Genomic DNA, 22,112 nt, shown 5'->3' on the forward strand with positions numbered 1-22,112 from the left:
AAATCACCCCTATACAATGATATGAGTAAGTTTTATTAAATATTCCTAAAATAATTAAGTTACATGAATTATAACGGATAACCTGCCGCAGCAAATGCAGTCGCTGACATTAGAGCAACTGATACCAATACATGTATTATAATTTTTAAGGTATTACTTGATTTCATCTTATCCTCCATCTCTATCCCATATACTCTATTATTTAGACGACAGATTTAGTGAAAATGTTTCAAAAAATATCAAATTGTTTTTTGGTAAAATTATATTTATTTCCCCTTATATTCCTTATGCTTACGTTTTTCTATAAATGCAGTCATAGCTTACGTTTTATCTTCTATTCCATAACATTTAACAAAAGTTCTGTCTCGCGTAATCAAAACCATCCATAAAATCTTTTTCCATAATTATTATAATGCCTTTATTCATTTGCTACAATTTTTCTAAATATTACTATTGTTTAAGTACATAGAATTTTGACAAAAAATATACAATATTTGTGATTTTATCACAGATTATTTTGCCATTAAACCTTATAATAAATTTAAATTAAATTAAAAAAATAGGGGTGTAATTATGAATAACTTTTTTAAAACTTTTAATAAAAATATAAAAGATACTGATTTGAAAAATAAAAATATACTAATAAAAAAAGCAAGATGTCCTCAAAACCATTCTTGTCCATCTGTTAAGGTTTGTCCCGTAGGTGCTTTATCGCAAAAAGGATATTTAGCTCCTAAGGTAGATATGGATTTATGTATTAAATGCGGTAAATGTGTGAAATTTTGTCCAATGAGAGCTATAGTTATAGAATAAAATAGAACAGTTAAAAGGAGCAATAAATGAAAAACAATAAATACTTATATTTAATAACAATTTTATACTTTGTACTAGGAATTATAAACATACACTTTGCACTTATAGGTATGATATGCATGATAATACCGATTATATTACTTTTTAAAAACAGAAAGAAAACTTGGTGTCAAGGCTATTGTCCAAGAGCAAGTCTATATTCAAACAGCGGAAAAGTCACAAGTAAATATTCTTTAAAAGTACCATTGTCTTTTGTAAAGGGTAAAATAAAGTGGATTGTATTAGCATATTTTGTTTTAAGCTTAACCATAATCATAAAGTCTACTATAATGGTTTCTTTAGATAAAGCCATTCCTGTAGACTATCTAAAATTCCTATTAATATTCCCTCTTGAAGGCATACCTCAGTTACTTCATTTTAAAGTAGCTCCATGGCTTCTACATCTATCCTATAGATTTTACTCTCTGATGATGACTACAACCATATTAGGGCTTATACTATCGTTAGTATATAAACCTCGAACATGGTGTACCGTATGTCCTATAGCAACTATTTCCGATGTCTATATAAAAGGCTCCAAGGGAAATTAGTCATCTTAAAGAGTTAATATAAATAATCAATCAAATAAAATGCGCCTTAAAAGTTGAATTTTTATCTTTAACTTTTAAGGCGCTTTTAAAGCATTTATTTTATTTAATTTAAATCAATATTATCTTTAAGCTTTTGTATTAACTTCTTTGTTTTTCCCAACATTCGATTTATTTAAAATAAACAGTAACACTACTAATGCTATAATACCTGAAAGTAATGTTAAAAATGCATGATGTCCAGTAACAGCAGAAACAAAATAACCTATAATACATGCACCTGCAACTGTAAGTGCATACGGAATCTGTGTAGATACGTGTTGTATATGAGAACACGCTGCCCCTGTTGATGATAAAATCGTTGTATCTGATATTGGTGAGCAATGATCTCCAAATACTGATCCACCAAGAGTTGCTGCCAAAGCTACTGTTAAAAGATTTGGATGTGTAGCCATAGCAGGTTCACATATAATAATAACAATTGGAATTAAAATTCCAAACGTTCCCCATGCTGTTCCCATTGAAAATGATAAAAATGATGCAACTATGAAAATTACAACTGGCAAGAATGCCATTGGAAAATGACTTGCCTGTACTAAATCTCCAACATATTCTCCTGTCATAAGAAGGTTTCGGCAGACACCGCTGATAGTCCATGCTAAAGTTAAGATCATAATAGCAGGAACCATTGTTTTCATTCCTTCGCCAATGCCTTCCATAAATTCTTTGAAAGTAAGTAATTTTCTTGGAACAAACAATATAAATGCTATAATAATTGCTCCAAACCCACCAAAGACAAGGGATAATGATGAATTACAATCACCAAATGCAGCAACAATTCCTACATCTTCATTGGAAAAATATCCGCCCGTATAAATCATTGCTAATATTGAAAGAATAATCAATCCTATTATGGGAATTAACAAATCTTTTACTGTACCTTTCGATGAAATATTAACATCTGTCGCAGCCTGAGACTGCAATTCTCCAAGCTCGCCTTCATATTCTGCAATTCTTTCAACTGATTTCATTGGTCCATAGCTGATTTTTGTTGAAGCTAAAATGATAACCATAAGTATTGTTAATATTGCATATAAATTGTACGGGATAGTTGAAACAAAAGCTAAAATATCACTTTGGAAAACACCCTTTGCTTCGCTTAAATTTGAACCTACTGCCGCAGCCCAGCTGGAAACAGGTGCAATAATACAAATAGGTGCTGCTGTAGAATCAATTATGTACGCAAGTTTTGCTCTTGCAATTCTGTACTTGTCAGTAACAGGCTTCATAACCGTACCTACAGTCAAACAATTAAAATAATCATCTACAAAAATAATTACTCCTAATGCAGCTGTAGCAAGCTGTGCCTGAGCTTTAGATTTAATTTTCGTTGTTGCCCAGATACCATACGCCTGTGAACCTCCTGCAATAGTAACCAAAACAACTAATGATCCTAATAATGCTAAAAATAATATAATATTTATATTATCTCCCATTTTTGAACCCATAAGTCCAAAAGTAGTTTCAACAGCCTTCATAATCCCTCCACCTGTCCAAAATGAATAAGTGAAAGTTCCCACAAAGATTCCGATTATCAATGATGAAATGACCTCTTTTGTAATCAAAGCTAGTACAATGGCGATAATAGGTGGTAAAATTGACAGCCAACCTACATAAACCGGATCCATAATAAACACTCTCCTTCATAAAAATAAATTTTAATATATAATTAAATATTTGACTGAAACAGTCAAATATTAATCATCTTAATAATAACTTTTTATTTATCTAATTAAATATAGAAAATTAACATATCCTAGGTAAACCTTCTCCATAAAGAACATCTACTACCCGACTCCCGCCAAGTCTGGTACGCATTACTACCATTCCTTCTTTTTTACCTTCTTTTACCTCTGCAATGACAGCAGCATTTTTACCGTAAGGTGTATTTTTAATTAATGCCAATGCCTTTTCTGTATCCTCATCTTTTACAACAATTATCATTTTACCTTCATTGGCCATGTAAAGAGGGTCAAGCCCTAAGATATCACAAAAACCCCTTACTTCGTCACTTATAGGCAGAGAAGTTTCACTAATTTCAATCATGCATTTTGATGATTCTGCTATCTCATTTAATACTGTACCAAGTCCTCCCCTTGTAACATCACGCATAGTTTTAACCTTAATGCTATCATTAAACAAACTTTCGGGAATAGATTTAAGACAAGAACAATCACTCTTAATATTATTGTTAATCTCCATTCTATGGCTTAATATACAAGCATGATGCTCTCCTAAATTTCCAGAAAGAATTATTTTATCACCAACCTCACAATTTGCTGCACTTATATCTCTGTCAGCAGGGATAATACCAATACCGGAAGTATTAATATAAATTCCTCCATTTCCTTCTATAACCTTTGTATCACCTGCTACTATTTTTACCCCTGCTTCTTTTGCCATTTTTGACATAGATTCTACAATTGTCTCTAATTCAGATAAAAGCAAACCTTCTTCAAGTATAAAACCGCAAGTAATATATTTAGGCTCTGCACCCATCATTAAAAGATCGTTTACAGTACCGCAAATTGCTAATTTCCCAATGTCACCACCTTTAAAAATGACAGGTTTTATCACAAAGGAATCAGTACTGTACGCAACTTTTCCGTTTATCTCTAATACAGCTGCATCTTCCATCTTGTCCAAAACATCATTAGAAAAATATTTTCCGAATATATCTTTCATTAATTCAGCAGAAGCTTTTCCTCCGCTACCATGTGACATGTTTATTTTCAAAATAAATTCCTCCCAAAGATTTGTTCTTCTTTTATTAAACATACTATTTAATTATATAAAACCTTTCATAATTATGCAATGGATTTTAAAATGTTCCAAAAAAATATACTTTAAAATATATATTGACAAATTAATTTTTTTGTATTATTGTATTATTGTACTAACCGGTTAATACAATAATACAAAAGGAGGTTTTATATATAATGGCAAATCAATTTCAGGCAAATATGCCAATTTATTTACAATTGGTTGACCAATTCAAGCATAGAATCATCTCAGGGGAATTAAAAGTTGGCTCTAAGCTTGAATCGGTAAGAGATCTTGCTGTTCAATTTGAAGTAAATCCTAATACCATGCAGAGAGCTTTAGCTGAACTGGAAAGAGATGGTCTTGTTTATTCAGAACGGACTTCAGGAAGATATATAACGAAAGATAAGGAGTCTATTAATAAAATGCGTGAAAAAATTGCACAGGAAATTATTGAACAATTTATTGAAAAAATGACAAGTCTAGGTTTTTCTATTCAAGAAACTTTGGAATTATTTCAGAAAAAAATAGAGGAAGGGGTATCTAAATGACAAAAGGAAAAGAATTAATTAAAATCACTGATTTAACTAAGAAATATAAAAATAAAACTGCTTTATCAAATGTAAATCTTCAATTAGAATCAGGTCATATTATTGGTTTGTTAGGTCCAAACGGGAGCGGAAAAACTACCTTGATTAAAATTATTACAGGGGTAATCAAGGACTATAAAGGAACTGTAGCTATAGAGGGAAATAAACCCGGAGAAAAATCCAAAGCATTAGTATCATATTTACCTGATACTTCTTATTTCAGTTCATGGATGACACCTTCAGATATGATCTCATTGTTTAAAGATTTTTATTCTGATTTTGATGAAAAAAAATGTATTGATATGCTTCATAAACTAGGTCTTAATGAAAATCAAAAAATTAAAAGTATGTCAAAAGGAATGATAGAAAAATTCCAACTATGTTTAGTAATGTCAAGAAATGCAAAATTATATATTTTAGATGAACCTATTGGGGGTGTAGATCCTGCAGCGAGAGATTTTATATTAGATACCATCTTAACAAACTATAATGAAGATGCAACTATAATAATGTCTACTCATCTTATATCAGATGTTGAAAGAATCTTTGACACTGTCTTATTTCTAAAAGATGGAGAAATTGTTCTACAAGGAGATATTGACAATATTAGAGAGTCAGAAGGAAAATCCATAGATGAATTATTCAGGGAGGTATTTAAATGTTAACAAAACTAATAAAATATGATATTAAATCCACTTGGAGAGATTTTACCGGAGTTTATCTGGCAATCTTATTAGGAGTAATATTAATTCCCTTAATTATAAATAATATCAGCAATGGAATAATCAATTTTGCAGCAGGTTTTATTGCTTTTGCAATTATAATTTCTGTAATTGCCATAATGATAGTAAATTTATTTAAAATATTCAATACAAATATATTCTCAAAAGAAGGCTATTTAACAATGACACTTCCTGTAAAAACAACTCAAATTGTCTTTTCTAAATTATTAGTAAGTACTATGTGGATGGTTTTAACCGGAATTGTATCAATTGTAGGTTTAATTATATTTATAGGAATAGGTTCACCTGAAGTATTCTCTGAATTTATAAATAATTTCGACAAAATAATTTCTCTTATCAGCAGTAAAAGTTTATTCTCTATAATTATAGTAACATTGGCAATAATATTATCTTCTGTAAAAGAAATAGCAAAGCTGTTTTTAGCATGCTCCATTGCACACTTAAAACAGCTCAATCGTTTTCGCATAGTTATAGGAATTATATCTTATTTCTTTTTATCATGGCTTGAATCATTTATACTGCAAATTATAGAAAAAGTTATAGTTATCTTCTCCCCCAATGCAAAAGAATGGTTAGATTTATTAATCTCCTCACAGAATAATGTATTTAGTTTAGAAACTTTCAATGCCATTATAGGTATTGGTATTATATACGGATTAGTCATTATTACAGCATATATATGCGGAATTATATGGATTTTAAATAATAAGCTTGAACTAGACTAGCGTTACGTGTTTCTATACCATATGCCGCAAGCACCTTCTGCAGAAACCATGCAAGGACCGTAAGGATTTGTAGGATCACAGGATTCTCCGAACATAGGACATTCATTTGGATTTATTCTTCCAATAATAACTTCTGCGCAACGGCATTTTGGAGATAATTGTTTATCACTATCTAACCCAAAACTACCGCCATCATATAATAAATATTCATCTTTTAAATAAAGTCCCGAATCATCAATAACGCCTAAACCCCGCCACATTGCAGGTCCCGGCTTAAAATATTTATTGATTATGGTTTGGGCTTTTTTATTTCCTTCTGTCCTTACTGCATTAGTATATAAATTATGAACTTCACATCTATTTTTATCAGTATTATTCTTCTGCTCTATCTGTTTTACAATATCATATATTACTGCTAAAATATGTTCTGCTTCAAAACCTGCTACAACAAAAGGTTTATTATACTTCTCTGCAAGTTCTTCATAAATTTCACTTCCAATAATAACACTAACATGACCTGGGCATATAAAACCATCAATACCCTCTTCATGGGTACAAATCCATTCCAATGCAGGCATAACCGTTTTTAATGCAGTAATAATTTTTATATTTTTTATCCCTTGTTTTACTGCCTCTTCTATAGTTAGTGCATATGCAGGAACAGTAGTTTCAAAACCTACAGCAGCAATAACATACGTAATATCAGGGTTAAGCTTTGCTTTTTCCACTACTTCTAATGGAGAATACATTAATTCTGTTTTTGCCCCATCTCCCTTTACTTGAGATAAACTTCCATCTTCTCCTGGAACTTTCATCATATCCCCAAATGTAACAATAACATGATTAGGTTTTAAGGCATATTCTATACATTTATCAATATATGAAGTAGGAGTAACACAAACAGGACATCCAGGACCCGATATTAATTTAATTTTAGGAGAAATAAGACTTCTTATACCACTTTTAAAAATACTTGATGTATGGGTACCGCAAACCTCCATTAGCTTTAACTGCGGACCATCGTATTCTTTTAAATATTTTATTATTACTTCTATATCCATCTATTTTAATTGACAAAACAACTAATTTTACTTAGTATTCTATACAATATCCTCCAATTCCTGAAATAAATCTATTAAGTCTTGTGCTTTTTCTTTTGCCATTACTTCTATTGCACATCCTGCATGAACAAGAACGTAATCTCCTATTTTAGCATCCACTATACCTGTATTAATATCTACTATATTTCCTTTGAAATCAGCTTTAGCATTATTTCCATCTATAGAAAGTATTTTTCCCGGCATTGCAACACACATTTTATTATCCTCCTTTTTATTGATATACATTTGACAATATATTTTATCATATTGAAATATTTATTGCAAAAGTATAACTGAATTTGGTTTTTATTGTTAATTTATATTAGATTTTGATATTAAATATTGCATACCTATATAATTCTGTCCCAAACAAATCCCTCCATCATTAGGACTGACAGAAATATTATAATACGCCTCAAAATCATCATTTCTCAATAATTCAAGGGATTTATCCATCAATATTTTATTTTGAAAAACACCGCCTGTTAAAGCAACTTTATTTGTTTTATATTTAGCTCTATGTTTTTTACATTGATTCAAAATCATTTCTGCCACATCATAATGAAATTTTAAAGCTAAATCATTTTGTCTACTTTTTCCTGGGAATTTTAATGCTTTTACTGCTGCATTTTCAAGCATTATGGCACATTCGCCTTCATACCTGTTAACATCCTGTATATCAAGCAATGCTGCCACCGCATCAAAGATTCTTCCCACGCTTGAACTTTTAATATTATTTACTCCGTGTTTCAAAGCTGCACTGACTATTTCCCAATTGGAATTTTCTTTAATATTACTGAACTTAATAATTTCCGATATGTCTAAATGAATATCACCTTTTCTATTATTATACCCATTCTCATATGCATAAACATAGCTCATAGCTGATTTCCAACCTTCCTTCATGGAGGAATCACCACCAAGCATGTTTATATATTCTAAATGTGAAGCTCTGATAAATTCAGCGCCTTCACATATTAAAAATTCGCCGCCCCAAACAGCTCCGTCTGTGCCGTATCCTGTTCCATCAAAAGCTACGCCTATAACAGCTCCCTTTAAATCATGTTCCGCCATTACAGAAGCCACATGTGCATGATGGTGCTGCACACGAATCAATTCTATTTTATCCTCTAAATTATTATTTATATAATTTTCAGCAAATTTGGTAGTATTATAATTAGGGTGCATATCACAAACCACTAGCTGAGGTTTAACCCTAAACAGCTCTTTCATCCTGTAAATATTTTTCTCGTAAATAGTTATTGCTTCATTACTATCTAAATCACCGAAATATTGACTCACATATGCAAAAGATCCTTTACTTAAACAAAAAGATGATTTTAACTGCCCTCCTACAGCTAATATCATTTGATCCTTTGTAAGAATATTGTTAATATAAAGAGGCATGGGTGCATAGCCTTTAGAGCGTCTTATCATCTGAGGTTGACCATCTATTACTCTGACTACCGAATCATCCAAAATTATTCTTATTTTTCTTTCATTATAAAAAACACCAGATAATAAAGGTTCTTTATCCAGTAATTTAAACATTTCTTCATCATCTTTAATCATAGGCATATCAGAAAGGTTTGCACTGGTTACAATTAAAGGTCCACTATGCTCCAAAAGCATATACTGTGCTGCCATACTTGGTAAAAAGCAGCCTATAAATCTGCTGCTTCTGTAAGTCTCATCACAAAAAAGTTCTTCAGCTATAGATTTAGCTTTATCATTTACATCATTTATAAATTCTTCTTCTGATTTTCTAAGAAGCAAAACAATAGGTCTGGCACTGCTGGTTAATAAGTTTTCCTCTTCTTTATTTACATGACAGTATTTTTTTATTTGCTCCATGTCCTTAAACATAACAGCAAAAGGTTTTTCTTCTCGACCCTTGATCTTTCTTAATTTAATTATTGCCTCCCTATTAAATGGGCTGCAAATTAAATTATATCCGCCAACTCCTTTGAAAGCTATAACATTCCCAAATGAAATTAATGTCCATGCTGTGGCAATTGGAAGCATTGCTTTTTTTATAATTTTTTCCGAGACATTTTCAAGCCCAATAAATCCAATTGAAGCTGCTTCTCTGTTATTTTCACTTAATTTATACTCAATCATAGGTCCACAGTCGTGGCAAGAAATGGTTTGAGCATGATATCTTCTATCTTCTCTGTTGGTATACTCTTTATTGCAAAACTTGCACATGGGAAATTCAATCATTGAGGTATTTTCCCTATCATAGGGAATTTTATCAATAATAGTATATCTGGGACCACAAGCCATACAACTGATAAAAGGATGCATAAATCTTGGATTTGATTCATCAAATAATTCCTGCAAGCAATCAGTACATATAGCTAAATCTGCGGGAATCATTGCTATATCATCATTTCCGCTATCGCTTTCTAATATATTAAAACTATTGAACTCACGCAGAATTAATTGTTCTCTTTTTATATGAACAATTTCAGAAGGTTTTGGTTTTTCTTTTTTTAAGGTTTCAATAAATAAATCAATATTATCTTTAGTATCTGTCAATATAACATCTACTAGACCTCCTATATTTAAAACTTCACCTTTCATGCCCATTTTATCTGCCAGCTTAGCAACAAAGGGTCTAAAACCGACCCCTTGAACAATTCCCCATATTTTAATTTTTTCTGTAATTATCTCTTTATTCATCTTTTTACTCATGGGTATGTGTATGATTATGATCATGGTGAGCATGTGAATGTTCATAGCCGTCGTGACTATGATCATGCTCATGATGATGATGGGTTGCTTTTATATTTTCTGCTTTTTCTTTAATCCATGCAGCAACTTCTTTAAATCCTTCACCTGTTTTTCCAGAAACCTTAAAAACAGGAACATCTTTATTCAAAGCACGTACACCTTTCATAAAGAAATCCTCATCAAAATCCAAGTAAGGTATTAAATCTACCTTATTTATTATTATTATATCAGCATTTTCAAAAGCCAATGGATATTTATATGGTTTGTCACTTCCTTCTGTTACAGTAGAAATAAGCATTTTTACATGTTCACCAATGCTAAATTCAGCTGGACAAACAAGATTACCTATATTCTCAATAAAAAGAACACCTTTTTCATCAAACATAATATTTTGTACAGAATTATGAATCAAAGGAGCATCTAAGTGACATGCTCCAAAAGTATTGATTTGGAAGGTAGTAATACCTAAATTTCTTAAATCTTTTGTATCAATATCTGATTCAATATCACCTTCTATAACATATGGTTTCAAACCTTCTAAATTTTTTATGATATTCTTCAAAGTAGTAGTCTTTCCTACACCTGGTGCTCCCATTACATTCATTACAAAAATTCCATTTTCAGTCATGTCCTCATTTACATGACTTGCAATATGATCATTTTCATCATGAATGTTTTCCATTACGTTTATTTTTTTCACATCATGCATAATATAATTTCTCCTTATCTTTATCTATTATTATGAATTCAAAGATTTCTCTACTTACATATTAGCAGCTTTATTATTTCATATTTTCCCAATTATTAATGTAATTTTATAATTAGTACGTATTTAAAGTAACTGTTAATACATTTTAAAAAATCATACAATTCTTTAAATATATATACAATATTATATATGATTATTTATTTTTTTACAATAAACCTATAAAAAAAGTGTCCTTAATGAAATCAAATTTCAACCTCTTTTTCCATTTATTTAACATCATTATTCTAATTTTTTTGCAGACAATAATTTTAAAACATTAATTAAAATTGTAGCTTAAAAAAGGGGAAATGTATGTTAACGTTAGAAGAAAAAGGAATTATATTTTTTATAGGTGCCATAGGTTATGGAATTGGCGAAGTATGCTTTAGAGGTTACACCCATTGGTCTATGCTTGTTACAGGAGGATTCTGTTTTTTAGTTTTGTATATAGCTAATATACGATTAGAGCATACTAAGCTTTGGAAAAAATGTATTTTAGGTGCTATTCTAATTACATGTGCGGAATTCATTGTTGGGTGTATTGTCAATTTATGGTTGGATTGGCACGTTTGGAATTACTCTCGATACAAAGTACAATTTTTAGGACAAATATGTTTACCTTTTTCTATTTTATGGTTTATAATTTGTTTTCCTGTTTATAAATTATCAAGTATTTTACACAATTTTTCACGAAAATATCCTATTAAATAAAATTTAAATATAATATTAATCCTATAGACTTATACAAATAAAAATACAACACATGTTTTATGACTTTTAAATCTTAAACATAATGTTGTATTTTTATATTAATTATTAAATAGTAATCTTAGTTTTTATTCTTCCACTTCAATTGATTCGATATAAAATTCTTTGCCGATATCTGTAGGTTCACCCTGTCCACCACATTTGGGACAATCAAAAGAGAGAAGCTCTCTTTCAAATAATTCACCACACGATGTACATTTTATCTTTGGCTTTACATGCTGAATTTTAACAACAGCACCTTCACATTTAGTCCCTTCAGATATTATATCAAAATACATTTGAATAGAATCTCCAACAAAACCGGAATAATCTCCTACTACTAGCTTTATTGATTTTACACGAGAAGCACCTGCATCTTCTGCATGCTTCACAGCGATTTTTATAATTTGCTCAGTTATAGGATACTCATGCATTTTTCTTTTCTACACTATCTTTATTGGTATCATCAGAAGCTGGCTTAGGCTCTTCTGGCGGTGCCACATGAAGATCTACTACTTTTTCAACTTCCGGTGTAGTATAGGTATTTTCATTTGATAAACAATGTTTAGGACAAAGATCAACGCAATGAGTACATTGTATACACTGCATTCTTTCTATAGTCCATGATTTCTTGTTTCTATCAACAGTTATTGCATTTGTAGGACATTTTCTTGCACAGATACCACAAAATATGCAATCATTAATATTTATATCAATATGTCCTCTTGTTCTTTCTTCCCATTTTCTTGGTACAACCGGATACATAAGAGTCGCCGGCTTCTTAAATAAACTTCTTAGTACTACCTTACCAATTTTAAAAGCTGCCATAAACTCTCACCTACCTTTCTGTACAACTAATACATGGGTCAATTGTTAATATCAGCATAGGAACATCTGCTAAATCACAACCCTGAAGTGTTTTTACCATAGCAGGAATATTCTGGTTGGTTGGTGTTCTAACTCTCATTCTTTCTAAGAACTTACTGTCAGCACCTTTTGCATAATAGAAAGCTTCACCTCTAGGCTGCTCTAATCTTACAACACATTCATTAGCCGGTACATTACCCTTTACAGGAACGCTTATATCTCCATCAGGAATCATTTCTATTGCTTTTATAATTAAATCAATAGATTGGAAAACTTCACGAATTCTAACCTTACATCTAGCGTAACTGTCACCAGCTGTTTCAATACAAGGCTCAAATCCAAGTTTATCATAAACTCCGTGACCTAATAGTCTCATATCTTGTTTTAGACCGGATGCTCTAGCCATAGGACCTACAGCAGCAAGTTCAGCAGCGTCTTCTTTAGACAGATAACCAACACCGCAAAGTCTGTTCTTAACTGAATAATCTTCAAGAAATACATCAGCTAATTCTTTTAATTCCTTTTTCATACCGTCAACTACAGAAGATATCTCCTTTAATGTAGCTTCATCAATATCTTTTCTTACGCCTCCGACTTTACATACTGAGAATATAACTCTTCCTCCAGTTGTCTTTTCAAAGATATCAAGTACTTTTTCTCTTATTCTCCAGCAATGCATGAACAAACTTTCAAATCCAAATCCATCAGCCAAAAGACCTAACCATAATAAATGAGAATGCATTCTGGAAAGTTCATGCCAAATTGTTCTTAAATAATTTGCTCTTTCAGGAATTTCAACACCCATTACACCTTCAACGCTGAGACAATATCCCCAACCGTGTCCAAAGCTGCAAATACCGCAAATTCTTTCAATTACATATACCATTTCGGTATATTCCTTTTTTTCCACTAATTTTTCTAGCCCTCTATGAATGAATCCAATAGATGGAATTGCTTCGACTACAGTTTCATCCTCGATTACTAAATCTAGATGCACTGGCTCTGGAAGAACCGGATGCTGTGGTCCGAAAGGAATAATAGTTCTTTTACCCATAATATGCCTTCCTTTCTTAATTCTTTGGGTTCCACGGTGTAGGTTGTGAAACCTTGAAGAAGTGGCCACCATAGTTTAGTGACATATGCTTAAATTTAACGCCAAATAAATCCTGCATTTCATTTTCATAAATAAATGCTGACCAAGTAATACCTGTAATGCTCATAATTTCTTCTTCTTCAGGAATTGTTAGCTTTAAATTTAACAACTCATGCTCTTTATCAAATGAATAAATAATCTCAAATCCTTCTGATACTTTCGTACAGCAAGCTTGAACAAGTCTATATCCATCTTCATTTAAGTCACTAACTTTCGAGTATAATTCAGAAGCTGTAACAGGAATAATTACTGTTTCTCTTAAATCCTCCATTTTACGCTTCCTCCTTTTCTTTTCCTTTGGCAGTGTCTATCGGTAAACCCTTTTCCATAGCTTCTTTTTTCTTTGCTAATACTCCAAGACCTTTTACAACTCCATCAATGATGGCTTCTGGTCTTGCAGCACATCCAGGAACATATACATCTACCGGAATAACTGTATCAGTACCGCCCATAATATTATAACATTCTTTAAAAATTCCACCTGATGTAGCGCAAATTCCTACTGCAATTACCACCTTAGGTTCTGGCATTTGTTCGTAAATCTGCTTTACAACAGCTTTATTTTGTTCATTAATTGCACCTGTTATTAGAAATATATCTGCATGTTTAGGATTACCTGTGTTTATGATGCCGAATCTTTCAACATCATACATTGGTGTAAGACATGCCAATACTTCGATATCACATCCGTTACAACTTGAACCGTCATAGTGGATGAGCCATGGTGATTTTGTTACATATGACATTTAATACACCTCCTTATAATACGAATTTTGAGAAATATATAACTAACATATTTATAAATCCAAGAGTAATAGCAACAATCCATGATGAATTAATTGCAATCTGCCATTTCATTCTTGCATAGCTGTTATCAATTAGTATTTCAATAAAGTATGTTACTAAGCAAACAACAACTGCTGCTACTGCTCCCCAAACTGTTCCATTTGCAATGAAAAGGAAAACAATTCCTAGTAAGAATATATTTTCATACCAGTGAGCAATTTCAATTAGAGCCATAGTCTTTCCTGCAAATTCAGTAGTAAGACCCTTAACAAGCTCTTGATGTCCATGATGTGACATACTTAAGTCAAATGGAGATTTTCTGAATTTAATAGTTAGTATAAACACAAATCCAAGAAAAATTCCTGGAAGGAACTTAATAGCCATTCCATTTTCTGGATTAATAATATCTGAAATATTAAAACTACCTGTTACTAAATATAATCCTGCTGCAGTGATTAAAACCATTGGTTCATATGCCATCATCTGTAATAATTCTCTTTCTGCACCTATTTGTGCGTATGGAGAATTGGATGAAAAAGCGGCAACAATTAGGAATACACTTGCAAGAGTTAATGTGAATATAACAAGCAATAGATCCAATCCTGCAAAGAAAAATCCACCTGTTACAATAATGAAGAATAAGAAACAACCTACATAAAAATCTTGTGCCTTATTTACTGTAATAGCTTCTTTTTCCATAAGCTTGAACATATCATAAAAGGGCTGAAGTATGGATGGACCAACTCTTCCCTGCATTCTTGCAGAAATTTTTCTATCAATACCTGCTAAAAGTCCACCAACGATAGGTGCTAAAATTATATATGCGATAACACTTATAATAATTGTCATATTCATTTACAGCACCCCCCCTAATAAGATTGCAAACACTCCGGTAATTATAACAACTGTAGCTATAACACCGATTACATTCATTTTCTTTTCGCCAAAATAACCTTCCATGTACCAGTTCTTCAATGATACAGGAACTTCTTTTTCCATTGCGCCTCTAAAAGTTAAATCATCACCTAAATTAGCACCTGCTAAATAAATAGGAACAATCTTTTTATTTGTTCTTCCAAAGAATAGTATTGGTAATACTATTAATACAAACAGCATAATTACCATAATTGTCATATTTGTTGAAGAAAGCGCTAAAATCATATGTTTAGGATCAACATATGGGAATGCTTTAATCAGATATGGCACAATCATAGTTTTTGAAATAAGCGGGAATATTAAACAAACTATAACAGTTAAAATTGTTAAAGTTGATAATACAAAATTCTCATCCTTGTTTACGCCACTTTGTATATTTTCACGGTTTGCCATAATAGCAACCATTTTACCAAGCCATTTTGTCCAGTAGAACAATGTTGCTGCACTACCAAATGCGATAAACATAACTAGTAATACGCCTCCATTGTCAATAAACGCTTTCATTGCAGCCCACTTGGATACTAACATACCAAGAGGTGCTAAAAACATTGCAGAAATACCAACAATCATATATGTTGCTAACTTAGGCATTCTAGTAAATAATCCATCCATATCTTCTATATCTCTGCTACCGATATTGTGTTCTGCAGTACCTACGCAAAGGAATAGAAGTGACTTAGTTATTGCATGGAATATGATTAATAGGATACCAGCCCAAACAGCTGCATACGTACCAATACCTCCGCAGGCAACAATCAAGCCAAGGTTTGCTACTGTTGAATAAGCAAGTACCTTCTTGGCATTGCTTTGAGATACAGCGGCAAAAGAAGCCATAATGAATGTTATACCGCCTACCATCATTACCATAATACCTGCAAGTGACTGCCATCCTAGCAATGGAGCAAGCTTAATAATTAAGAATACGCCGGCTTTAACCATTGTAGATGAGTGAAGTAATGCTGATGTTGGTGTAGGCGCTACCATAGCTCCTAAAAGCCAACTGTTAAATGGCATTTGAGCTGCTTTTGTAATACCTGCAAACGCAAGAAGTGCTGCAACATACGTTACTGCAGGAACTCCAAACATACCCATCATTATTAACTGATTTAATTCTAATGTTCCAAGTGATGAACCCATAATTACTATTGCAATTACAAATCCAACTCCACCTAATAAATTCATTATCAAAGCTCTGAAGGAATTGTTTATAGCCTCCTCTGTCTTTGTATAACCAATTAGGAAGAAAGAACATAAAGTTGTAATTTCCCAGAAGAAGTATAGCCATACTATATTATTTGATAGTACTAGTCCACACATAGCTCCTAAGAAAAGATACATGATAAAGAAGAAAAACGGTCTTCTGTCCGGTTGATCTTTGTGGTGATGTTGGAAATCTTTCATATATCCAAGTGCATACACCGTAATAATACTTCCTATAATTCCAATAATAAGAACCATAATGATAGAAAGCCTATCCACGTACAAATTATTAGTAACGTGAATGTGATGACCTACTTTTACCTCAAACCAAATCATTGTTGGTGTCTGAATGGCCGCAAGTACTGATGCTAAATACTTCTTGTACTTAATACCAAGGTAAATGATCATGATTGCTAATAATACTTCAATAACTGTCATTCCAAGATTAACAGTCTCATTAGCAAAATCAAAATACTCTTCACCTATACCGAAGTACTGATATGCAAGGTAAATAGATGCAACTGCGATTAAAGTCGCAGATACTTTTACTATTACACCTCTCGCTGCATCAGTCCTGAGAACCAAAAGAGCAATTGCAGATAAAAGCGGAAATAAAATTAGAAAAGTAATAGTGCTCAATTTAATCCTCCTCTTTTTTCTAGTTTTTTACCATAAAAAAACTACTATTTCATTTAGTAGCTTGTTTATAGCTAGAATTAAAAATATCAGATATATTATATATTTAATATGTCGAAAAAACAAGCACTTTGTCAGTTTTTTCGGCGTGTTTATAATAGTCAGAAAACTCAGAAAGTCAACGTTTCCGTTGACTTTCTAGAATTATGTGCTTAATTTATTTATTTTATACTTATTTTACCTTTTTTGGTTCAACTTTTGTGGCTATTACCGAAATAATTACACCTATTATTAAAAATATGATTGCAGCAATTAAAATTGTATGAATCATCCCGCTCCAATTGCTTAATAAACCTGTTTCATATTCTTCAAGATAATATTCTGCACCCCAATCTGCTTCATACCAAGGTAAGAATAAACGTCCAAGTATGCCAATAACACCGATTCCAAGGAAAGTATAAGCCATACGTTTTAAATCCCCTAATGCAAGACCTGTCTTCTCATTTTTAGGGAATGCAATAGGATCTTTCTTTGAAAGTCCTCCATACATTTTCCTCCAGATAATATATAAAATCGGTCCTGATACAATACCAATCATTCCTCCTATAAAGTAATCTGTACCATTTATAAAGAAAGATATAAATGCAACAATCATTGGAAGAACACAAATTACAACAAGGAAGCCATATCCACCTGGAATTTTAAAAGGTCTTTCACTATCCGGTATTCTTTTTCTTAAAATTAAAGCAGAAATAAATACTAGAACATATGAAGCTACCAATAAAAATACATCTACTACAACTACCGTGGAAAAATCAAAACTGCAAAGTATTAAGTTTACAATTGCCACAGAAAGGACAGAAATATAAGGGACTCCATGTTTTTTATCGCATTTTACAAGAATAGGTGGTGCTAAATTATCATCTGCAAGTGCAAAAAATCCTCTTGAGCCTGATGCAATGTATGTATTATAAATGGAACATTGCGCAAGCACTGCAACAACTGCAAAGAAAATACCTGATGCAGGACCTAAAAAATGCGTAGCTACATCTGCATATCCTATAGTTCCAGGCTCTGTACCCCAATTTGGCCAATCGCCAAGTGATGCAAGACCTGCAATAGTTGGAAAGATATAGACTGCCATAATCAATGGAACTGTAATAAGTGTTGCCTTTGGAATAACTTGTGGATTTGATACTTCTCCAGCAATAGTAGACATTGATTCATATCCAGAATACATCCACATACCTATAGAAATACCTCCGCCTATATAAAAGATCCAATCAACAGCACTTTCTACTGGCTCAGGTGTAAATGGTATCATTGGATTTTGATTCCAATTTAAAAAACCTATAATAGCTACCATAGCAAATGCCACAATTACTAAGACGGATAAAATAGAGCTGACAATTCCTACATCTTTTACACCTCTAATATTTATCCAAGTAAAAATCAATATTATAAGTGCCTTCGCTGCAAATTCCCAACCTGCCGTAAGATTCCAGGTTGATGCAATATAACCTCCAGCTAAAATTACATAAAGAGAATTATCAATATAAATAGAAATAGTTCTCCACCAACCTGCCTGGAAACCCCAAAATTCTCCACATGCTTCTTGCACCCATTTATAATATCCACCTTCTTGCGGTCTTGCAGAGCCTAATTCTGCTGCTACCAATCCAAATGGTGTACTCCATATAAATGGAAGAACAATAAGCATTACTATTGTAAGTCCCGGCCCGGCTTCTGGGATCATTTCTTCTATTCCGTAAGCACCTGCTGCTACCAAACAAAAGATCATGAATACAACAGTCGAAACTTTAATGTCATGTTTCTTAAGCCCATGTTCGCCAACATCCATTTTAGCTGCGCTTCCAGTTACTTCATTCATTATCATTCCCTCCTTCTAATAATAAAATAATAATAAATTCAATGTCTAAAAGTTTTAAATTAAATGCGTTTTCATTTTTTAAACATTCAGAATTTTTAAAGACAACTAAATTTTACATAATTTTCAGACAATATTCAAGAATCGTATTGCTTAAATATTTTGACAATTTTGTCTTTAAGGTTTCAATATAATTTTAATAATGCTCTACAGTAAATATTACAAAAACTACATTGATTTTTCGTTTTTAATTAAATATTTATTATAAAGCATTGTGTAATCTTTTTACTAAAAAACTTCCTTTGCCAAAGACAAAGGAAGTTTTTATACAAAATATTAAAACTTTATCTTATATATTTTATTATTTTAATGGCGGGAATGTTTCATCAAATGTTTTTTCATCATTTCCCAAAGCATTAAGTGGTCTAACATGACCTGTTTTCTTAGCAATGAAACGTACAATCATTGGTAAAACAACTGCAGAACATGCTAGTATAAATACTGGCAATTGCCCTTCACCAAACGCAAGCAATACTAAGCAGAATAACTGTGCAATCATTGCAACAGGAGGAATCCAAGTCTGACCAGGCTTTACTCTAGCTTTTAAATCTTTTGTATCGTAACCTCTTGCCTTAATTCTCTTTCTGAATACAAGCTGAGAAGCAATGATACCTACCCATGCAAGAGTTCCTGTAAATCCAGACATTGATAATAGATTTTCATAAATACTAGATTCACTTGCAAGTAATCCGATCATTAATACAATCCACATGAATACAAGTGTAAATATTACAGCATTCTTTGGATTTGAGCTCTTATTTAATTTTGAAAGGAACTTAGGAGCAAGACCTTCTACAGATAAACCGAACATACATCTAACAGTTCCATAGAAACCTGTATTAGCACAGCTAAATGCGGCAATCAATACAACACTTGACATAAGACCAGCTAAGAAGTTTAGATTGTATTTAGCAAGTGTATCAGAGAATATTGATCCATCAATATTTGCCTCACCGTAAGGGAAAATTAATAATATTAGTAAAATTGGAATTAAATAAAGTACTACAATACGATAAGTTACACTCTTACAAGCTTTAGGTACTGATTTATCAGGATCCTGTGCTTCAGCAGCAGCAAGTCCAACGATTTCAGTTCCTTGGAAAGTTACAAGTACAATTACCATATTAACTAATACTATTGTAAATCCATTAGGGAATAACTGCTGACCAAACGATAATGCGTCATTTCCAAAGTTTATAGATGCTCCAAGGAAACCTTCATTTCCCCAAAGTCCTACCCAAATACCAAATGCAGCTATGATAAATGATATAATTGCGCAAACCTTAATAATAGCAAGAGTAGATTCAATCTTTGCAAAGATATCTACTGCAGTTAAATTAATAATTGTCAATACTGCAAGTGCTCCAATAGCATACGCCATTGTATTACCTGGGATTAATACATTTAATACTATTGATACCGCAATAGCTTCTGAAGGTACATAGCACACCCAGTTAAACCAGAATGACCAACCCATACCTACAGATAGAGTTTCACCTAAAAATTCATTTGTATAAGCTACAAACGAGCCTTTACGAGGTAAATTAACTAATAATTCCGCATAAGCAATCATAAGTCCGTAAACGATTAAACCTACTACTGCAAATGCTAATAAAACTGCAGGACCCATATCTCTAACAAGTACACCTACTCCTAAGAAATAACATGATCCTATTACTCCGCCTAAACCGATAAATGCAACCTGCCAGCCTTTTATGCCACGTTTCAGCTCTTGGCATTCAGCCTCTACAGGCTTGTTTTCATTTGACATGTTTTGCCTCCTTTTTCTCACATACTAACAATGTTTATTTTTATTGCACAGAGGCTTTTTAATTAAATTTTCAATTTTAAATTTTTTGACTTTTTAATTTATAGTAATAATAATAAATAATAATAATATCTTTTTTTAATTAAAATTTAAGTCTTTGTGCAACACCACTATTTTACACGCTTTATCAAAAAAGGTCAATTACTTTTATATATTGTATTTAATTTAAAAAAACATTAATAATAATGCACCCGGAATACCTAGAATTCCAACAATAACTGCTGATAATAAGTTTAAAGGAATATGCAGGTCCCAACATTGGCCGGCTAAATTAACGATAACTATAAAAATTCCACCGAGAATACTGTTAATAATAAGCTTTAATAAAATTTTTAATGGAACCAAAAATAAATATCCTATTATATAAAGGGCAAAAATACCGAAGGCATAAGCTATTAAAATTCCAATTTCCAAACTCATATCCATAATAATTCCCTCCCATTTAAGAATAAATATATGCTTTAAGTACATAATATAGAATATATATCTTTATTTGAGGAAGGATGTGGATAATATGAATATACCTTTTGAAAATATAGCATCTACTGCTAATAAAGTATATCATCAAATATTAAATGATTCTTACCCTAAAACTGATGAAGAACAGCTTGTATATTTAATAGATAAAGCCTATGATGAATGGAAATGTGCAGAAGCGCGTTTTAATGAGGCTACAGATTCTGATCTAATAGACCATGCAATCTACGATATGCTTGCTGCAAAAACTCATTACACTTATTTGCTGAGAGCAGCAAAAGAAAAATCAGTCTCAAGGTAATTATTGAGACTGATTTCTTTTTAGTAAGTTACTCAACTTTCCCAGCTTAAAAAACTGGATGCACCTTGAAAAATAAATATGATTACGCACACAATTTTAGTTTTTGATTCCAAACTTGAGGAATTGACGAAAAAAAGGTACTCAAAATTTGCTCTGTCATCTCTTCTGAGATTAGAGAATACGCGGATAGAATTTCTTTAAGCGTTGAAATTATTAACTTTAATGATGTTGAAAGTCTAATGTCTGCTACCTCATCGCATACTTGAAAAAAGAATCCTCCTATAGTTCTTAAATCTATAGTACTTCTAGATTCATTTGCAAGCATAATATAGCGAAGAAACACTATTACAGTATGAGCTGTCATCATA

Annotated in this window: 24 protein-coding genes; 7 read left to right on the forward strand and 17 right to left on the reverse strand. The window is 31.9% G+C overall.

The features are described 5' to 3' along the window. The first annotated feature begins 573 nt into the window (after positions 1-573). The gene (locus K292_RS0109760; protein WP_084145963.1) at positions 574-813 is read left to right on the forward strand and encodes a 4Fe-4S binding protein; all 240 of its coding nucleotides are present in this window, start codon (positions 574-576) and stop codon (positions 811-813) included. A gap of 26 nt (positions 814-839) precedes the next feature. Then, positions 840-1,403: a hypothetical protein gene (locus tag K292_RS0109765; RefSeq protein WP_027399691.1), complete on the forward strand. Its 564-nt coding sequence runs from the start codon at positions 840-842 to the stop codon at positions 1,401-1,403. 125 nt (positions 1,404-1,528) lie between these two features. Here K292_RS0109765 and K292_RS0109770 read toward each other — a convergent pair whose 3' ends face one another. After that, the gene (locus K292_RS0109770) at positions 1,529-3,088 is read right to left on the reverse strand and encodes a Na+/H+ antiporter NhaC family protein (RefSeq protein ID WP_027399692.1); all 1,560 of its coding nucleotides are present in this window, start codon (positions 3,086-3,088) and stop codon (positions 1,529-1,531) included. A 118-nt stretch (positions 3,089-3,206) separates the two neighbouring features. Next, positions 3,207-4,196, reverse strand: coding sequence for a hydrogenase expression/formation protein HypE (gene hypE, locus K292_RS0109775; protein ID WP_027399693.1), 990 nt, complete (start codon positions 4,194-4,196; stop codon positions 3,207-3,209). Positions 4,197-4,399: 203 nt separating this feature from the next. Between hypE and K292_RS0109780 the strand changes: the two genes are divergently transcribed. From K292_RS0109780 to K292_RS0109790, 3 genes are read left to right on the forward strand one after another with little or no spacing between them, the layout of a single operon-like run. Continuing rightward, positions 4,400-4,774 carry a GntR family transcriptional regulator gene (locus tag K292_RS0109780; RefSeq protein ID WP_027399694.1) on the forward strand — a complete coding sequence of 125 codons (375 nt, stop codon included), beginning with the start codon at positions 4,400-4,402 and terminating at the stop codon, positions 4,772-4,774. Then, positions 4,771-5,478: an ABC transporter ATP-binding protein gene (locus K292_RS0109785; protein WP_027399695.1), complete on the forward strand. Its 708-nt coding sequence runs from the start codon at positions 4,771-4,773 to the stop codon at positions 5,476-5,478. The genes K292_RS0109780 and K292_RS0109785 overlap by 4 nt, the downstream gene beginning before the upstream one ends. After that, positions 5,472-6,281: a hypothetical protein gene (locus K292_RS0109790; protein ID WP_027399696.1), complete on the forward strand. Its 810-nt coding sequence runs from the start codon at positions 5,472-5,474 to the stop codon at positions 6,279-6,281. Before K292_RS0109785 ends, K292_RS0109790 begins: the two co-directional genes overlap by 7 nt. Before the next feature lie 2 nt (positions 6,282-6,283). Here K292_RS0109790 and hypD read toward each other — a convergent pair whose 3' ends face one another. The 4 genes from hypD to hypB all read right to left on the reverse strand — a co-directional run bounded on the left by hypD (position 6,284) and on the right by hypB (position 10,826). After that, positions 6,284-7,342, reverse strand: a complete 1,059-nt coding sequence (hypD, locus tag K292_RS0109795; RefSeq protein ID WP_027399697.1) for a hydrogenase formation protein HypD — start codon at positions 7,340-7,342, stop codon at positions 6,284-6,286. A gap of 39 nt (positions 7,343-7,381) precedes the next feature. Further along, complete coding sequence (locus tag K292_RS0109800; protein ID WP_027399698.1) at positions 7,382-7,597, reverse strand: HypC/HybG/HupF family hydrogenase formation chaperone; 216 nt, start codon at positions 7,595-7,597, stop codon at positions 7,382-7,384. 96 nt (positions 7,598-7,693) lie between these two features. Then, complete coding sequence (gene hypF / locus K292_RS0109805) at positions 7,694-10,066, reverse strand: carbamoyltransferase HypF (protein ID WP_051280608.1); 2,373 nt, start codon at positions 10,064-10,066, stop codon at positions 7,694-7,696. Between the two features lie 4 nt (positions 10,067-10,070). After that, positions 10,071-10,826, reverse strand: coding sequence for a hydrogenase nickel incorporation protein HypB (gene hypB / locus K292_RS16695; protein WP_084145964.1), 756 nt, complete (start codon positions 10,824-10,826; stop codon positions 10,071-10,073). 351 nt (positions 10,827-11,177) lie between these two features. Here hypB and K292_RS16700 point away from each other — a divergent pair, with 351 nt between their 5' ends. Next, positions 11,178-11,576 carry a putative ABC transporter permease gene (locus tag K292_RS16700; protein ID WP_037372970.1) on the forward strand — a complete coding sequence of 133 codons (399 nt, stop codon included), beginning with the start codon at positions 11,178-11,180 and terminating at the stop codon, positions 11,574-11,576. A 125-nt stretch (positions 11,577-11,701) separates the two neighbouring features. On the opposite strand, the gene hypA is transcribed toward K292_RS16700, so the two are convergent. From hypA to K292_RS0109865, 10 genes are all read right to left on the reverse strand, one after another. Beyond that, on the reverse strand, positions 11,702-12,046 hold the full coding sequence (gene hypA / locus K292_RS0109820) for a hydrogenase maturation nickel metallochaperone HypA (RefSeq protein ID WP_027399700.1): 345 nt from the start codon (positions 12,044-12,046) through the stop codon (positions 11,702-11,704). Then, positions 12,039-12,440, reverse strand: a complete 402-nt coding sequence (locus tag K292_RS16705) for a 4Fe-4S dicluster domain-containing protein (RefSeq protein ID WP_051280610.1) — start codon at positions 12,438-12,440, stop codon at positions 12,039-12,041. The genes hypA and K292_RS16705 overlap by 8 nt, the downstream gene beginning before the upstream one ends. Before the next feature lie 10 nt (positions 12,441-12,450). Further along, on the reverse strand, positions 12,451-13,533 hold the full coding sequence (locus K292_RS0109830; protein WP_027399701.1) for a hydrogenase large subunit: 1,083 nt from the start codon (positions 13,531-13,533) through the stop codon (positions 12,451-12,453). 16 nt (positions 13,534-13,549) lie between these two features. Further along, complete coding sequence (locus tag K292_RS0109835) at positions 13,550-13,903, reverse strand: NADH-quinone oxidoreductase subunit C (protein WP_027399702.1); 354 nt, start codon at positions 13,901-13,903, stop codon at positions 13,550-13,552. Between the two features lies 1 nt (position 13,904). Next, on the reverse strand, positions 13,905-14,378 hold the full coding sequence (locus tag K292_RS16710) for an NADH-quinone oxidoreductase subunit B family protein (protein WP_037372971.1): 474 nt from the start codon (positions 14,376-14,378) through the stop codon (positions 13,905-13,907). Positions 14,379-14,391: 13 nt separating this feature from the next. Next, positions 14,392-15,273, reverse strand: coding sequence for a respiratory chain complex I subunit 1 family protein (locus K292_RS0109845; protein ID WP_330364952.1), 882 nt, complete (start codon positions 15,271-15,273; stop codon positions 14,392-14,394). Then, positions 15,274-17,193, reverse strand: coding sequence for an NADH-quinone oxidoreductase subunit 5 family protein (locus K292_RS0109850; RefSeq protein ID WP_027399704.1), 1,920 nt, complete (start codon positions 17,191-17,193; stop codon positions 15,274-15,276). Positions 17,194-17,422: 229 nt separating this feature from the next. Then, positions 17,423-19,081, reverse strand: coding sequence for an APC family permease (locus tag K292_RS0109855; protein ID WP_027399705.1), 1,659 nt, complete (start codon positions 19,079-19,081; stop codon positions 17,423-17,425). Between the two features lie 358 nt (positions 19,082-19,439). Next, positions 19,440-20,909 carry an amino acid permease gene (locus K292_RS16715; protein WP_051280612.1) on the reverse strand — a complete coding sequence of 490 codons (1,470 nt, stop codon included), beginning with the start codon at positions 20,907-20,909 and terminating at the stop codon, positions 19,440-19,442. Positions 20,910-21,131: 222 nt separating this feature from the next. Next, positions 21,132-21,392 (reverse strand): pro-sigmaK processing inhibitor BofA family protein, encoded by a 261-nt coding sequence (locus K292_RS0109865; RefSeq protein ID WP_027399706.1) that lies wholly within the window; start codon positions 21,390-21,392, stop codon positions 21,132-21,134. Positions 21,393-21,480: 88 nt separating this feature from the next. On the opposite strand from K292_RS0109865, the gene K292_RS0109870 reads away from it, so the two are divergent. Next, positions 21,481-21,744 (forward strand): DUF2508 family protein, encoded by a 264-nt coding sequence (locus K292_RS0109870; RefSeq protein ID WP_051280614.1) that lies wholly within the window; start codon positions 21,481-21,483, stop codon positions 21,742-21,744. Positions 21,745-21,826: 82 nt separating this feature from the next. On the opposite strand, the gene K292_RS18845 is transcribed toward K292_RS0109870, so the two are convergent. Further along, on the reverse strand, positions 21,827-22,112 hold a 286-nt coding region (locus tag K292_RS18845; protein ID WP_027399708.1), incomplete at its 5' end, for a hypothetical protein.

The sequence above is a fragment of the Anaerovorax odorimutans DSM 5092 genome (genome assembly GCF_000426305.1).
GTDB lineage: Bacteria > Bacillota > Clostridia > Peptostreptococcales > Anaerovoracaceae > Anaerovorax > Anaerovorax odorimutans.

Bases quoted from the DNA above. Each gene is read 5' to 3' on its own strand.
- K292_RS0109760 (WP_084145963.1), top strand. From the start codon at position 574: ATGAATAACTTTTTTAAAACTTTTAATAAAAATATAAAAGATACTGAT.
- K292_RS0109765 (WP_027399691.1), top strand. From the start codon at position 840: ATGAAAAACAATAAATACTTATATTTAATAACAATTTTATACTTTGTA.
- K292_RS0109770 (WP_027399692.1), bottom strand. From the start codon at position 3,088: ATGGATCCGGTTTATGTAGGTTGGCTGTCAATTTTACCACCTATTATC.
- K292_RS0109780 (WP_027399694.1), top strand. From the start codon at position 4,400: ATGGCAAATCAATTTCAGGCAAATATGCCAATTTATTTACAATTGGTT.
- K292_RS0109785 (WP_027399695.1), top strand. From the start codon at position 4,771: ATGACAAAAGGAAAAGAATTAATTAAAATCACTGATTTAACTAAGAAA.
- K292_RS0109790 (WP_027399696.1), top strand. From the start codon at position 5,472: ATGTTAACAAAACTAATAAAATATGATATTAAATCCACTTGGAGAGAT.
- hypD (WP_027399697.1), bottom strand. From the start codon at position 7,342: ATGGATATAGAAGTAATAATAAAATATTTAAAAGAATACGATGGTCCG.
- K292_RS0109800 (WP_027399698.1), bottom strand. From the start codon at position 7,597: ATGTGTGTTGCAATGCCGGGAAAAATACTTTCTATAGATGGAAATAAT.
- hypF (WP_051280608.1), bottom strand. From the start codon at position 10,066: ATGAATAAAGAGATAATTACAGAAAAAATTAAAATATGGGGAATTGTT.
- hypB (WP_084145964.1), bottom strand. From the start codon at position 10,826: ATGCATGATGTGAAAAAAATAAACGTAATGGAAAACATTCATGATGAA.
- K292_RS16700 (WP_037372970.1), top strand. From the start codon at position 11,178: ATGTTAACGTTAGAAGAAAAAGGAATTATATTTTTTATAGGTGCCATA.
- hypA (WP_027399700.1), bottom strand. From the start codon at position 12,046: ATGCATGAGTATCCTATAACTGAGCAAATTATAAAAATCGCTGTGAAG.
- K292_RS16705 (WP_051280610.1), bottom strand. From the start codon at position 12,440: ATGGCAGCTTTTAAAATTGGTAAGGTAGTACTAAGAAGTTTATTTAAG.
- K292_RS0109830 (WP_027399701.1), bottom strand. From the start codon at position 13,533: ATGGGTAAAAGAACTATTATTCCTTTCGGACCACAGCATCCGGTTCTT.
- K292_RS0109835 (WP_027399702.1), bottom strand. From the start codon at position 13,903: ATGGAGGATTTAAGAGAAACAGTAATTATTCCTGTTACAGCTTCTGAA.
- K292_RS16710 (WP_037372971.1), bottom strand. From the start codon at position 14,378: ATGTCATATGTAACAAAATCACCATGGCTCATCCACTATGACGGTTCA.
- K292_RS0109845 (WP_330364952.1), bottom strand. From the start codon at position 15,273: ATGAATATGACAATTATTATAAGTGTTATCGCATATATAATTTTAGCA.
- K292_RS0109855 (WP_027399705.1), bottom strand. From the start codon at position 19,081: ATGAATGAAGTAACTGGAAGCGCAGCTAAAATGGATGTTGGCGAACAT.
- K292_RS16715 (WP_051280612.1), bottom strand. From the start codon at position 20,909: ATGTCAAATGAAAACAAGCCTGTAGAGGCTGAATGCCAAGAGCTGAAA.
- K292_RS0109865 (WP_027399706.1), bottom strand. From the start codon at position 21,392: ATGGATATGAGTTTGGAAATTGGAATTTTAATAGCTTATGCCTTCGGT.
- K292_RS0109870 (WP_051280614.1), top strand. From the start codon at position 21,481: ATGAATATACCTTTTGAAAATATAGCATCTACTGCTAATAAAGTATAT.